General features: G+C 62.0%; 13 protein-coding genes. 2 read left to right on the forward strand and 11 right to left on the reverse strand.

The genetic code is table 11. From position 1 onward, the window contains the following. The 4 genes from H281_RS0120100 to H281_RS0120115 all read right to left on the reverse strand — a co-directional run. A partial coding sequence (locus tag H281_RS0120100; RefSeq protein WP_020068956.1) for an electron transfer flavoprotein subunit beta/FixA family protein occupies positions 1 to 653 on the reverse strand: 653 nt, incomplete at its 3' end. Between the two features lie 237 nt (positions 654 to 890). Continuing rightward, entirely contained in the window at positions 891 to 1,688 is a 798-nt protein-coding gene (locus tag H281_RS0120105) for a MetQ/NlpA family ABC transporter substrate-binding protein (protein WP_020068957.1), read from the reverse strand. A gap of 14 nt (positions 1,689 to 1,702) precedes the next feature. Next, positions 1,703 to 2,356 carry a methionine ABC transporter permease gene (locus H281_RS0120110; protein WP_020068958.1) on the reverse strand — a complete coding sequence of 218 codons (654 nt, stop codon included), beginning with the start codon at positions 2,354 to 2,356 and terminating at the stop codon, positions 1,703 to 1,705. Next, entirely contained in the window at positions 2,346 to 3,380 is a 1,035-nt protein-coding gene (locus tag H281_RS0120115) for a methionine ABC transporter ATP-binding protein (RefSeq protein WP_020068959.1), read from the reverse strand. Before H281_RS0120115 ends, H281_RS0120110 begins: the two co-directional genes overlap by 11 nt. Before the next feature lie 241 nt (positions 3,381 to 3,621). Here H281_RS0120115 and H281_RS0120120 point away from each other — a divergent pair, with 241 nt between their 5' ends. After that, on the forward strand, positions 3,622 to 4,575 hold the full coding sequence (locus H281_RS0120120; RefSeq protein WP_020068960.1) for an alpha/beta hydrolase: 954 nt from the start codon (positions 3,622 to 3,624) through the stop codon (positions 4,573 to 4,575). Here the strand turns inward: H281_RS0120120 and H281_RS0120125 are convergent. Further along, entirely contained in the window at positions 4,541 to 5,341 is an 801-nt protein-coding gene (locus tag H281_RS0120125; protein ID WP_020068961.1) for an enoyl-CoA hydratase, read from the reverse strand. The genes H281_RS0120120 and H281_RS0120125 overlap by 35 nt on opposite strands. Positions 5,342 to 5,396: 55 nt before the next feature. Continuing rightward, entirely contained in the window at positions 5,397 to 6,320 is a 924-nt protein-coding gene (locus tag H281_RS0120130; protein ID WP_027804782.1) for a histone deacetylase family protein, read from the reverse strand. A gap of 287 nt (positions 6,321 to 6,607) precedes the next feature. On the opposite strand from H281_RS0120130, the gene mltB reads away from it, so the two are divergent. Next, positions 6,608 to 7,765 (forward strand): lytic murein transglycosylase B, encoded by a 1,158-nt coding sequence (mltB, locus tag H281_RS0120135; protein WP_020068963.1) that lies wholly within the window; start codon positions 6,608 to 6,610, stop codon positions 7,763 to 7,765. A gap of 115 nt (positions 7,766 to 7,880) precedes the next feature. Here the strand turns inward: mltB and cysM are convergent, their stop codons facing one another. The 5 genes from cysM to H281_RS0120160 form a co-directional block, all read right to left on the reverse strand. Beyond that, positions 7,881 to 8,783, reverse strand: coding sequence for a cysteine synthase CysM (cysM, locus tag H281_RS0120140; protein WP_020068964.1), 903 nt, complete (start codon positions 8,781 to 8,783; stop codon positions 7,881 to 7,883). 266 nt (positions 8,784 to 9,049) lie between these two features. Beyond that, positions 9,050 to 9,415, reverse strand: coding sequence for a ComEA family DNA-binding protein (locus tag H281_RS0120145; RefSeq protein WP_020068965.1), 366 nt, complete (start codon positions 9,413 to 9,415; stop codon positions 9,050 to 9,052). Between the two features lie 76 nt (positions 9,416 to 9,491). Continuing rightward, a complete protein-coding gene (gene rfaD / locus H281_RS0120150) occupies positions 9,492 to 10,484 on the reverse strand; it encodes an ADP-glyceromanno-heptose 6-epimerase (RefSeq protein WP_020068966.1) in 993 nt (330 codons plus the stop codon). A gap of 141 nt (positions 10,485 to 10,625) precedes the next feature. Then, positions 10,626 to 11,645, reverse strand: coding sequence for a D-glycero-beta-D-manno-heptose-7-phosphate kinase (gene rfaE1 / locus H281_RS34760; protein ID WP_084690147.1), 1,020 nt, complete (start codon positions 11,643 to 11,645; stop codon positions 10,626 to 10,628). Beyond that, the gene (locus H281_RS0120160; protein WP_020068968.1) at positions 11,611 to 13,014 is read right to left on the reverse strand and encodes a UDP-glucose dehydrogenase family protein; all 1,404 of its coding nucleotides are present in this window, start codon (positions 13,012 to 13,014) and stop codon (positions 11,611 to 11,613) included. Before H281_RS0120160 ends, rfaE1 begins: the two co-directional genes overlap by 35 nt. Positions 13,015 to 13,038: the final 24 nt, after the last annotated feature.

A 13,038-nucleotide genomic window follows, 5' to 3' on the forward strand; every position in this document is an offset into this window, starting at 1 on the left:
AGCGTTTTCAGACGCGGCGCGACATCCACACCGAGGTCTTCAGGCCTGATCGTTTCGAGCGGCTTTTTCTTCGCCTTCATGATGTTCGGCAGCGTCACATAGCGCGGCTCGTTCAGGCGCAGGTCGGTGGTGACCACTGCGGGCAGCGTGAGCGACAGCGTTTCGGCACCGCCGTCAACTTCGCGCGAAACCGTTGCCTTGCCGTCGGCCACGACCACTTTCGACGCGAACGTTGCCTGCGGCAGGTTAGCCAGTGCGGCAAGCATCTGACCGGTCTGATTCGAATCGTCGTCGATGGCCTGCTTGCCGAGAATCACCAGTTGCGGCTGCTCCTTGTCGACCAGCGCCTTGAGCAGCTTGGCGACCGCCAGCGGCTGCAACTCTTCCGACGACTCGATCAGGATCGCGCGGTCCGCGCCGATGGCGAGCGCTGTGCGCAGCGTTTCCTGCGATTGCGCGACACCGGCCGACACGGCGATGACCTCGGTCGCCACACCGGCTTCTTTCAGACGCACCGCCTCTTCAACCGCGATTTCGTCGAACGGATTCATCGACATCTTCACGTTCGCAATGTCGACGCCCGTGCCGTCCGACTTGACTCGGACCTTCACGTTGTAATCGACCACTCTCTTGACTGGCACCAGGATTTTCATGCACACGCTCCAAAGTTACGAATACGTCAACCCAACGAACATTATAGCGACTGCCTCACTGCAGCCTTATCGCGGGTGTTCTAGCACGAGGATATCGCTCCCCAGTGGCGTGACGGCAATATCGAACGGTCGTTCTATTTTAATCGCAAAAAAACCCGGGTAGCAACCCCGGGTTCTCACTTACGACTCCAGTTCTCATATCGCCGACGTGTTTTGCCGTTTCTGAAGCCGCTCTGCTCACCAGGCGGTGATGACAGCGCCGCCGAACTTGCCCTCGACGAACTGCTTCACTTCCGGCGAATGGTAAGCCGCCACCAGCTTGGCGACCCACGGCTTATTCTTGTCCGCCTCGCGGATTGCGATGATGTTCACGTACGGACCCTTCGGGTCTTCGATCGCGATCGCGTCTTGCTTCGGCTTCAGCCCTGCTTCCATCGCGAAGTTGGTGTTGATCGCCGCCGCATCCACGTCGTTGAGCGAGCGCGGAATCTGCGCGGCGTCGAGTTCGACGATCTTAAGCTTCCGGGGATTGTCGACGATGTCGAGCGGCGTAGCCTTCAGACCCGCGTCGGCACGCAACTTCAGGAGCCCCTGCTTTTGCAGCAGCAAAAGCGCGCGGCCGCCGTTGGTCGGGTCGTTCGGCACCGCGATCTTCGCGCCCTGCTGCAGTTCGGCCAGCGTCTTTACTTTCTTCGAATAGATGCCCATCGGATACGTGACCGTGTCGGCGACACGAATCAGCTTGTAGCCGCGGTCCTTCACCTGCGCCTGCAAATACGGGTCGTGCTGATAGCTGTTCGCGTCGAGGTCGCCGCCGGCGAGCGCCGCGTTCGGCTGCACGTAGTCGGAGAATTCGACGATCTTGATGTTCAGACCGTTCTTTGCCGCGACAGTCTTCACGACTTCCATGATCTGCGCGTGCGGACCGCCGGTGACGCCGACCTTGATCGAGTCTTCAGCGTGAGCCGCGTTGGCGGCGAAGATCGATACGGCACCGAGCGCCGCGGCGAGCTTGAAAATGAAACGACGTTGCATGATGGACCTTTTGATTATTTATGGCTCAGACGACGCACGAGCCAATCCCCGAACGACTGCACCAATTGCACGAAGACGATCAGAATCACGACGACCGTCAACATGACTTCCGGCAGAAACCGCTGATACCCGTACCGAATGCCGAGGTCGCCGAGACCGCCGCCTCCGATCGCGCCCGCCATCGCCGAATACCCGACCAGCGAGACGAACGTGATCGTCAATCCCGCGACAACGCCCGGCAGCGATTCCGGCAACAACACCTTGAATACGATCTGGCTGGTGGTCGCGCCCATTGCTTGCGCCGCCTCGATCAGGCCGCGATCGACTTCGCGCAGCGCGGTCTCGACGAGACGCGCGATGAACGGCGCCGCGGCAATGGTCAGCGGCACAACGGCCGCAGCCGTGCCGATCGACGAGCCGACCACGAGGCGCGTGAACGGAATCACCGCCACGAGCAGGATGATGAACGGCGTAGAGCGAACCGCATTGACGACCACGCCCATCGCACGATTGACTGCGACGTTCTGCAATACGCCTTGACGGTCCGTCAGATACAACAATACGCCGAGCGGCAAACCCACCAGCGCGCCGACCAGTCCGGAAATGCCCACCATGACGAGCGTTTCCCAGAACGACTGGACGAACATATCGAACATTTCACTCAACATACGAGAGTTCCTCCACCACCACACCTTGTTCGCGCAGATAAGTGAGCGCTTGCGCCACCTTGGTCGGCTCGCCGCCCGCGAGCACCGCGAGCGAGCCGAACGCCTGGCCCTGAATCTCGTCGATCTGTCCGTGCAGGATGTTGAAGTCGAGTTCGTAGCGGCGAATCGTCTCCGAGAGAATCGGCTGATCGACGCCCGAACCCGTAAACGCGAGGCGCAGCAGATGACCGCTGCCGGTTTTCAGACGCTCGGCCACACGCGCCTTCATTGCAGGCGGAAGTTCTTGCGCGATCACGTCGCCGATCAGCGCACGCGTGACTTCGTGATGCGGCTGCAGGAACACGTCGATCACCTTGCCCTCTTCGACCACGCGGCCCGCGTCGAGCACGGCGACGCGATCGCAAACCTGCTTGATCACGTCCATCTGATGCGTGATCAACACGATGGTCAGATTCAGTTCGCGATTGATCCGCTTGAGCAGTTCGAGGATCGCGCGCGTGGTTTCGGGATCGAGCGCGGACGTCGCTTCGTCCGAGAGCAGCACCTTCGGCTTGCTAGCGAGCGCTCGCGCGATGCCCACCCGTTGTTTTTGCCCGCCGCTGATTTGCGCCGGGTAGCGGTCCTTCTGAGCGGACAAGCCCACGAGTTCAAGCAGCGGCAGCACGTGCGCCTCGATCTCGTCGCGCTTCATGCCGGCGAGTTCGAGCGGGAGCGCGACGTTCTCATACACCGTGCGCGACGACAGCAGGTTGAAGTGCTGGAAGATCATGCCGATCTCGCGGCGCGCCTCGCGCAATTGCGCAGCGGGCAGCGTGGTGAGATCCCGGCCGTCGACGACGATGTTGCCTTCCGTCGGACGCGTCAGCAGGTTGATGGTCCGCACAAGCGTGCTCTTGCCCGCGCCGCTGCGGCCGATGATGCCGAACACTTCGCCCGCCGGAATCGACAGATTGACGTTGTGCAGTGCCTCGACCCAGCCCCGGGGTCCCGCGAACCGCTGGGAGATATTGCGTATTTCGATCATGGAAAAACGAAACGGCGGGTTTGTCGACGAGCGTCGTGCGCTCTGCGACCAAGCATCCGCCGTCACTTTTATTGGGATTTGAGCCCGCGATTCTACCGTAGGCGGCGTCATTCCCTTTAATAATCAATTACGATTCTTTCATAACTAATCGACATTAGAGGAAGGCGCAAGGCGCGATTTCGCCGGGCGACCTGGCGGCGGTCTATGATCTGCCGGGACCAGAACCCATGGACGCGCCGTCATGCAGACTTCCCAAAACAGCAGCGTTTTCGCCGCCCCGAGCGGCGCAGAGAGCACCGAGCCTTTTCGCTCGTCAGTCTTTGCAGCCGACAACGTCGAATTGCCGCTGTACCGCTGGCCTGTCATAGGAACGCCGCGCGCAACGGTCGCACTCATTCACGGACTGGCTGAACACGCGGGCCGCTATCGGGCGCTGGCCACGAGGCTCAACGCGGCCGGCGTCGAACTGCTGGCAATCGACTTGCGCGGCCATGGCCGGGCACCCGGCAAGCGTGCATACGTCGACCGATTCGACGATTACCTGCTGGACGCACAGGCTTTACTCGATGCCGCATTCCAGGCACGTCCGCATGCACCGCTTTTTCTGATGGGCCATAGCATGGGAGGCGCCGTAGCCGCGCTTTACGCGACCGAGCGCCTCGGCACCGCTCGCGACGACCTCGGCACACGTTTGAGCGGTCTGATCCTGTCGAGCCCCGCGCTGGCGCCAGGGCGCGACGTGCCTCGCTGGATGCTCAAGCTGAGTCAGGTGATCAGCCGCGTCTGGCCAAACTTCCCGGCTATGAAAATCGACGCCGCCCTGCTCTCGCGCGTACCTGCCGTGGTGGACGCGAACCGCAACGACCCGCTCGTGCATCACGGTCCGATCCCCGCGCGCACCGGCGCGGAATTGCTGCTGGCAATGGCACGCATCGAGGTGGGCCGCGCGGCGCTGCGCTTGCCGCTACTCGTCTATCACGGCACCGCCGACAAGCTCACCGAGCCTGAAGGAAGCCGCGACTTTAGCGAGCACGCCGGATCGCCGGACAAGACGCTACGACTGTATGAAGGCAGCTTTCACGAGACGATGAACGATCTGGACGGCGAGCGCGTGATGAGCGAACTGATCGAGTGGATCGATCAGAGACTGGGCGCACGCGCTAACGCTTCCAGTCAGGTGGGCGTTTGTCGATGAACGCCTGAACACCTTCGAGCGCCGAGCCGTCCATCATGTTGCAGGCCATGGTCTGGCCCGCAAGCTGATACGCGGCTTCGATGCCCATTTCAAGCTGCCGGTAGAACAGCCCCTTGCCGGCAGTCACGGCTTCCACGGGCTTTGCGCAAATACTGGTGGCAAGCCTTGCCACCTCCGCATCCAGGGAGTCCGCGGGCACCACGCGATTGACGAGGCCTTGCCGCTTCGCCTCTGCGGCGTCGATGAAATCGCCGGTCAACAGCATTTCGAGCGCGGCCTTGCGAGAGAGGTTGCGCGACAGCGGCACCGACGGCGTCGCGCAAAACAGCCCGAGGTTCACGCCCGAGACGGCAAACCGCGCGGTGTCCGAAGCCACCGCCAGATCGCACATAGCGACGAGCTGGCAGCCGGCCGCCGTCGCAATCCCTTGAACCCGCGCGATCACCGGCTGAGGCAAGCGCTGAATCGTCATCATGAGTTTCGTGCAGCGCGCGAACAGCGTCTGGTAATACTCGAGCGACGGCGCCGAACGCATCTCTTTCAGATCGTGTCCCGCACAGAATGCGCGCCCCGCGCCGGCGATCACCACCACGCGCGCTTGCGACGCAGCGAGTCCGTTCAACGCTTCCTGCAACGCGTCGAGCATCGGCTCCGAGAGTGCGTTGAACGCGTCGGGCCGGTTCATCGTCAGAAGGACGACGCCCGGCACGCCGTACGCGTCGGCCTCCGTCTCGATCAGCGAAGCGCTCAGTGCATCGGCATTCATGGCTCGCTCCCATTTCAATGTCCGGCAACCGCAGCGTATGCGGCGCGGCGACTGCTTAGATTCCGGCAAGCGCGCGCACGTGCGCGACGACGCTGCGCCCAAGAGCAGACAGGTTGTAGCCCCCTTCGAGGCAACTCACGATCCGCCCGCGCGCATATCGGTTTGCGATGTCGCGCATCTGGTCGGTGATCCACGCGTAGTCGTCTTCGACCAGACCCATGTTGCCGAGATCGTCCTCGCGATGCGCGTCGAAGCCTGCCGAAATGAACAGCATCTCAGGCTTGAATTCATGCAGACGAGGCAGCCACAGCATGTCGACCGCCTCGCGCACCGCCATGCCTTTCGAGCGCGCGGGCATCGGCACGTTGCACATATTGGGCGCCTGATTGTCGGCACCGGTGAACGGATAGAACGGATGCTGGAAGATGCTGCACATCAGCACGCGCGAGTCGCCGGAAAACGCCGCCTCGGTACCGTTGCCATGGTGCACGTCGAAGTCGATGATCGCGACGCGCTGCAAGCCGTGCACCTCCAGCGCATGACGGGCGGCAATTGCGACATTGTTGAAGAAACAGAAGCCCATCGCGCGCGCGGGTTCCGCGTGATGACCGGGCGGGCGCACACTGCAGAAGGCGTTGTCGAAGCGGCCTTCGATGACCGCGTCGGTGGCGGCCACTGCGGCGCCGGCTGCGCGTAACGCTGCCTGCAAGGTATGCGGATTCATCGACGTGTCGGGGTCGATTTCAGCCATGCCCTCGGCCGGCGAACGGCTGCGAATGTAATCGATGTGCGCTTGCGTGTGCACACGTAGCAGCGCCGCTTCGTCGGCGAGCGGCGGCGACTCGCGTTCGATCAACGCGTCGATGCGGCTTGCGATCAATTGATCTTCGATGGCCTGCAGCCGTGCAGGGCACTCGGGATGCCATTGCCCCATGTCGTGCAGCAGACAGTCGGCGTGAGAATAGAAGCCTGTTGCCATGATTTTCTTCTGCGGCGCGTGGCCTTCGAGGCGTGCGCGGCGCGTCTCCATCCAGGGGCGCGCGCCCGCGGCGCGCCAACATCGTCAAGTTACCACACGACGTCGCTGTAACGCGTCCGGCACAGTTTCGCGAGAGGCCTCGGGTATACTGCCCCGATCCGTTTTCCTCATGTCTTTGTCCTTTCGCACTGCGCCCCCAGCTCACTATGACCGTCAAGCTTGCTCTGTCTGCACGAAACCGGCTCAGCACCCGAACCATCGCCACCGCACTCTCCATCGCATCGTGCATGTTCATGGCAACCACTCCGGCACGTGCGCAGATCGCCGGAAAAAAACCGCCGACGCTGCTCGCTCAGGCACAACCGCAAACAGCGGTGCCGCAAGGGCAAACCTTCGAAGAAGAAATCATTCCGCAGCGCTACGCGAACAACCCGAATGTCGATGCATTCATCAACGATATGGTGGCGCGCTACGACTTCGACGAGTCGTCGCTGCACTCGCTTTTTGCCGGCGTGAGCTATTCGGCGACCGCGGTCAAGCTGGTGACGCCGTCGGCATCTCCTTCGGTGAAGAACTGGCGCGCGTATCAGTCGCGCTTTCTCGACCAGATTCGCATCAACGCGGGCATTCGCTTCTGGCGCGCGAATCAGGCCACGCTGCAGCGTGCTTACGAGGAGTTCGGCGTGCCGCCGGAGGTGATCGTCGGCATTCTTGGCGTGGAAACGATCTACGGGCGTTTCATGGGCAACTTCCGCGTCCTCGACGCTCTGACTACGCTCAGTTTCGACTACCCGAACACGCCTAATCGCGCCGACCGTCAGGCAACGTTCCGCAAGAATCTCGAAGACTACCTGGTGTGGACGCGCGATTCGCAGATCGACCCGACCACGGTGCTCGGCTCGTACACGGGCGCGATCGGCATTCCGCAGTTCCTGCCGAGCAGCATCACGCAGTACGCGGTGAGCTACGACGGCAACAAGGAAATCGACCTGCGCACGAGCCAGGCGGATGCAATCGGCAGCGTGGCGAACTATCTGCGGCAGAACGGCTGGGAAAACGGCCGGCCGGTGGTATGGAAAATCGGTACGGACGCTGGCAGCCTGGGCGTCGCGCAAGCCGCCGCGGACGGCGCGCCGGAACCGCATTGGCCGCTCGACCAGTTGTTGCGCGCGGGGCTGCTGCTCAATGAGCCGAGCGTGAATATCGCAGCGGAAGCGGGAACGCCTGTCACGGTGGTCGACCTGCCGTCGCCGGGCCGCGGCACGGAATATATGTTGGGCCTGAAAAACTTCTACGTGCTCACGCGCTATAACCGCAGCTTCTTTTATGCACTCGCGGTTTATCAGTTGGGCGAGCGCATCAAGTCGCAGATGCAAGCCAGCGACGCAGCGAGTCCGGGCAATGCTCAGAACAACGCTGCGCCGCCGAGCGCGGCTTCGCAATAGTTCATAGCGCGGACTGCAGGCCGATACCTGCGTGCTATAGATGTAAAAAAAGCGCCTGCTGGCGCTTTTTTTTAACTGGCGCTATCCGATATTGCGCGTGAGCGACACTACCCGCTTACGCCGGAAACACGCCAGTGGACAAGTAACGGTCGCCGCGGTCGCAGACAATGAATACGATGGTCGCGTTTTCGACCTGACGCGCGACGCGCAACGCCACCTCGCACGCTCCGCCCGACGAAATGCCCGCAAAAATGCCTTCGACGGACGCCAAGCGACGCGCCATTGCTTCGGCAGCGGCCTGACTCACGTTCTCGACGCGGTCAACCCGGCTACGGTCGAAGATCTTCGGCATATAAGCCTCTGGCCATTTACGGATGCCGGGAATGCGCGACCCTTCCTCAGGCTGCGCGCCGACGATTTCGATCGCCTGATTCTGCTGCTTCAGATAACTGGACACGCCCATGATGGTGCCCGTCGTGCCCATGGACGACACGAAGTGCGTGATACGCCCTTCGGTATCGCGCCAGATTTCGGGGCCGGTGCCTTCGACGTGCGCCGCCGGATTGTCCGGATTCGCAAATTGATCGAGGATGATGCCCTTGCCGTCGCGCTGCATCTGTTCGGCCAGATCGCGCGCGTATTCCATGCCGCCCGTTACGGGCGTGAGGATGATCTGCGCGCCGTATGCGGCCATGCTTTGACGGCGCTCTACCGACAGGTCTTCCGGCATGATCAGAACCATCTTGTAGCCGCGGATCGCCGCTGCCATGGCGAGCGCGATACCGGTGTTGCCGCTTGTCGATTCGATCAGCGTGTCGCCCGGTTTGATACGGCCGCGCGCTTCCGCTTTTTTGATCATCGACAACGCCGGGCGATCTTTCACCGAGCCAGCGGGATTGTTACCCTCGAGCTTGGCGAGTACCACGTTGTTACGGCTGCGGATCTCGTCGTCGGGGAGCCGGACGAGTTGCACGAGCGGCGTATTGCCGATCGTGTCTTCAATCGTTTTGTAAGCCATATAGGTTCTGGTGCTGTCGATGCGCGAAGTCTTCAATGCTTTGATTCTAAACCACGGTGCCCATGGTTGCCGCGCGGCCCTTCTGCCCGCATGGATGCAACCTCCGCCACGCAAAAAGCCCGCGGCTGAGTACCGCGGGAGCCAGTCATGCGAGTGACGACTTAAGGAGCGCTGCTGCCGGCTCCGACCATGAAGGGAATACGATGGCGAATCGCGCGCGGCACAACCGGTACCGCGCGCCCGACTCGTGTCTGACTCGCGTCAGACTATTTCTTCACCGCCACTGTGGCGCCGCCTTTAGGCGTATTGGCCGGAACGGTCGCGCCTTTGGTCTGTGAAGACGCCGCAACCTGCGAGCCAGCAGCCGCGCCAGCCGGACCGACAGCGAGACCCTCCGCCTGCAGGCGCTCGACGGTATGCCCGCCCATGCCCTTGACCCGCTTGCCGAGATCGCTCGGGTCCTTGAATGGACCATGCGCTGAACGCTCTTCGAGAATGGCTTTCGCTTTGGCAGGACCGATGCCTTTGATGCCGCGCAGTGCGTCCTCGTTAGCCGTGTTGACGTCGACCGACGCATACGCGTGACCGAAAGCGGCGAGCATGGCCGCGGTAACCAGAATTTTTCGAAACATATGGAATCTCCCTCGTACAACCGGTTGGCGACATCACCAACCGGGAGATTCCAGTTTAAAGAGGTATCCGAATTATTTACACCTGGCCGAACAGCCAACGAACGTAGCGATCGACACCTTCCTGCACGCTCAGGAACGGCGCGTCATAACCGGCCGCGCGCAGCTTCGTGAGGTCTGCTTGCGTGAAGCACTGGTACTTGCCGCGTAATGCGTCGGGAAACGGGATGTACTCGATCAGCCCGCGTTGCACCTGATCCGCGAGAGAGAGCGACGGCTCATTGTTCAACGAGCGCAGCGTGTTGACCACCGTGCTGGCAATGTCGTTGAACGGCTGCGCGCGCCCGCTGCCCAGATTGAAGATGCCTGACTTGTCGGGATTGTCGAAGAAGAACAGGTTGACCTTCACCACGTCTTCCACGGAGACGAAGTCGCGTGTCTGTTCGCCCGCGGCGTAGCCGTTGTATTCGCCGAACAGCTTGACCTTGCCCTCGGCCCGGAACTGGTTGAAGTTGTGGAACGCCACCGACGCCATGCGCGCCTTATGCGTTTCGCGCGGACCGTACACGTTGAAGTAGCGAAATCCGGCGATCTGGCTTCTGGCAGTGGGCAGCACGCGGCGAACGACCTGATCGAACAGGAACTTCGAATAGCCGTACACGTTCAACGGCTGCTCGACTTCGCGCTCTTCGACGAAACGGTTCGAGCCGCCATACGTTGCAGCCGAAGACGCGTACAGGAACTGGATGTTCTGCGCGAGGCAGACGTCGAGCACGTCGCGGCTGTAGCGGAAGTTGTTCTCCATCATGTAGCGGCCGTCGGTTTCCATTGTGTCCGAACAGGCGCCTTCGTGGAAAATCGCGCGCACTTTGCCGAAGTCGCCACGCTTGGAGCGCTCGACGAATTCGGTCTTGTCCAGGTAGTCGTCGATTTCACAGTCGACGAGGTTCTTGAACTTGTCGGCGCGCGTCAGATTGTCCACGGCGATGATGCGTTGTTCGCCACGCTCGTTGAGCGCTTTCACGAGGTTGCTGCCGATAAAACCGGCCGCGCCGGTGACGATAAGGGTCATGATGGTCCCGCGGTAATGAGCCTTGTAAGGACTCGCGTGAGCGCTCAGGCGCCAACGCGAATCGTCAGGGTCAGTCGACGTCCCGCCGATCCATTTTGCACGCAGCCCGAAGGCGTGCGGCAACGAATCTGGCGGGCAGCGTCATTGAAAGAGTTCGTCGTAGTCGACGGTGGCGGTGCCGAGTTTGCCGACCACGATGCCGGCCGCGCGATTGGCGAGGCCAACCGCTTCGACCAGCGTGAGACCCGCGCCCAGCATGGCCGCGAGCGTCGCGATCACCGTGTCGCCCGCACCCGAAACATCATACACTTCACGTGCGACAGCCGATGTGTGCAGGATGCCGTCGTTGGAGAACAGCGTCATGCCCTCTTCCGAACGCGTGAGCAACAAAGCCTCGAACTGAAGATCCGCGCGCAGTTTGCTCACGCGCTCGATCAGGTCTTCTTCCGATTTCCACTGACCGACCACTTCGCGCAACTCCGCGCGATTCGGCGTGATCAAGGTAGCGCCGCGATAACGTTCCCAGTCGTCGCCCTTCGGATCGACAAGCACCGGTTTGCCTGCAGCATGCGCTCTCGCGATCATCTGCGTGACGTGGGTCAGGCCGCCCTTTGCGTAATCGGACATCAGGATCACGTCGTGCGAAGGCAGCAATTCGTCGAAGCGAGCAAGACCCGCGAGCAGCACTTCATGCGCGGGCGAGTTCTCGAAATCGACGCGCAGCAGCTGTTGCTGACGCGACAACACACGCAGCTTGATTGTCGTTAGAAGCGCGGGATCGCGTTCGAGATGCGGGTTCACGCCGCTCTCGCCGAGCAACTGCACGATGCGCTCGCCCGGTTCGTCATGTCCGACGACGCACAGGAGGCCCGCTTGCGCACCGAGCGCCGCCGCATTGCGCGCGACGTTCGCCGCGCCGCCAAGCCGGTCTTCCTGGCGCTGCACGTGCACGACCGGCACCGGCGCCTCCGGCGAAATACGATTGACGTCGCCGAACCAGTAGCGGTCCAGCATCACGTCGCCGACCACGAGGACGCGCGCGGCAGCGAGTTGCGCACGCGGCACCACGGTAAGTGCGGGCGACGTCGTGGAGGTGGGCGTGGACGTGGCGGATGCGGGCATGATCTCAGGCATCGGCCGCACGTTTGGAGGGTTGGGCATAAGGACGTCCAATCGAGTGATAGTCGATGCCGAGTTCGTTCATGGCATCCGGCTCGTACAGATTGCGGCCGTCGAAAATCACCGGCGACTTGAGCACGGATTTCAGATACGCGAAGTCGGGGCTCTTGAACTCCTTCCATTCGGTGACGATCACGAGCGCGTCGGCGCCTGTGAGCGTTTCGTCCTGCGTGCTCGTGAAAGTAAGACGCTCGAGTTGTTCCGGCGAATCGTGCAGATCCATCGCGAAAACGCGCCGCGCTTCTGCCACGGCGACCGGATCGTACGCGCGCACGTTGGCGCCGCGCGCCAGCAGCTCCGCGATTACGCGGCGGCTCGGCGCTTCGCGCATGTCGTCGGTGTTCGGCTTGAACGCGAGGCCCCAAACGGCGAACGTGCGGCCAGACAGGTCGTTGCCCCACTTGTGCGCGATCTTCTGCACAAGCACGTCTTTCTGCGTGTAGTTCACTTCCTCGACGGCCTCGAGAATGCGCAGATTGTGGCCGCTTTCGCTGGCAGTGCGAATCAGCGCCTGCACGTCTTTCGGGAAGCACGAGCCGCCGTAGCCGCAACCGGCATACAGGAAGTGATAGCCGATCCGCGGGTCCGAGCCGATGCCGCGGCGCACCGCCTCGATATCCGCTCCGACGCGGTCCGCGAGATTGGACATCTCGTTCATGAACGAGATGCGCGTGGCGAGCATCGCGTTGGCTGCGTACTTGGTGAATTCGGCCGAACGCACGTCCATGTACAACGTGCGTTCGTGATTGCGGTTAAACGGCGCATACAGGCGCTTCATCAGTTCACGCGCGCGCAAGCCGGCTTCGTCTTCGTCGCTGCCGAGCACGATGCGGTCGGGTCGCATGAAGTCGTCTACTGCCGCGCCTTCCTTCAGGAACTCGGGATTCGACACAACCGAAAAGCGGTGCTGTGCGCTACCGGCAAGCCCGCGCTTCTCCAGTTCTTCTTCGATCACCGCGCGCACGCGCTGCGCAGTGCCGACCGGCACCGTCGATTTGTCGACGATCACCTTGAAGCCGTTCATCGTACGGCCAATGTTGCGCGCGGCTTCCAGCACGTATTGCAGGTCGGCCGAGCCGTCTTCGTCGGGCGGCGTGCCGACCGCGATGAATTGCACGTCGCCGTGAGCGACGCTCGCCTCGATGTCCGTCGAAAACGTGATGCGGCCGGCCGCGCGAGTACGCGCGATGATTTCCTGCAAACCCGGCTCGTGAATAGGCACGCCACCGTTGTTGAGGATTTCGATTTTGCGCGGATCGACGTCGAGACAGAACACGTCGTTGCCGATTTCAGCGAGGCACGCGCCAGTGACGAGGCCGACATAGCCGGTGCCGATAATGGTGATTTTCATACGCTTTCCGGTTGAAGGTTCCGG

This window comes from Paraburkholderia caledonica, from assembly GCF_000383275.1.
Classification (GTDB): domain Bacteria; phylum Pseudomonadota; class Gammaproteobacteria; order Burkholderiales; family Burkholderiaceae; genus Paraburkholderia; species Paraburkholderia caledonica.

Coding starts and splice junctions, on each gene's coding strand:
- cysM (WP_020068964.1), bottom strand. CDS start 8,783: ATGGCTTACAAAACGATTGAAGACACGATCGGCAATACGCCGCTCGTG.
- H281_RS0120145 (WP_020068965.1), bottom strand. CDS start 9,415: ATGTTTCGAAAAATTCTGGTTACCGCGGCCATGCTCGCCGCTTTCGGT.
- H281_RS0120160 (WP_020068968.1), bottom strand. CDS start 13,014: ATGAAAATCACCATTATCGGCACCGGCTATGTCGGCCTCGTCACTGGC.
- H281_RS0120105 (WP_020068957.1), bottom strand. CDS start 1,688: ATGCAACGTCGTTTCATTTTCAAGCTCGCCGCGGCGCTCGGTGCCGTA.
- H281_RS0120110 (WP_020068958.1), bottom strand. CDS start 2,356: ATGTTGAGTGAAATGTTCGATATGTTCGTCCAGTCGTTCTGGGAAACG.
- H281_RS0120125 (WP_020068961.1), bottom strand. CDS start 5,341: ATGAATGCCGATGCACTGAGCGCTTCGCTGATCGAGACGGAGGCCGAC.
- mltB (WP_020068963.1), top strand. CDS start 6,608: ATGTTCATGGCAACCACTCCGGCACGTGCGCAGATCGCCGGAAAAAAA.
- H281_RS0120115 (WP_020068959.1), bottom strand. CDS start 3,380: ATGATCGAAATACGCAATATCTCCCAGCGGTTCGCGGGACCCCGGGGC.
- rfaD (WP_020068966.1), bottom strand. CDS start 10,484: ATGACCCTTATCGTCACCGGCGCGGCCGGTTTTATCGGCAGCAACCTC.
- H281_RS0120120 (WP_020068960.1), top strand. CDS start 3,622: ATGCAGACTTCCCAAAACAGCAGCGTTTTCGCCGCCCCGAGCGGCGCA.
- H281_RS0120130 (WP_027804782.1), bottom strand. CDS start 6,320: ATGGCAACAGGCTTCTATTCTCACGCCGACTGTCTGCTGCACGACATG.
- rfaE1 (WP_084690147.1), bottom strand. CDS start 11,645: ATGCCCAACCCTCCAAACGTGCGGCCGATGCCTGAGATCATGCCCGCA.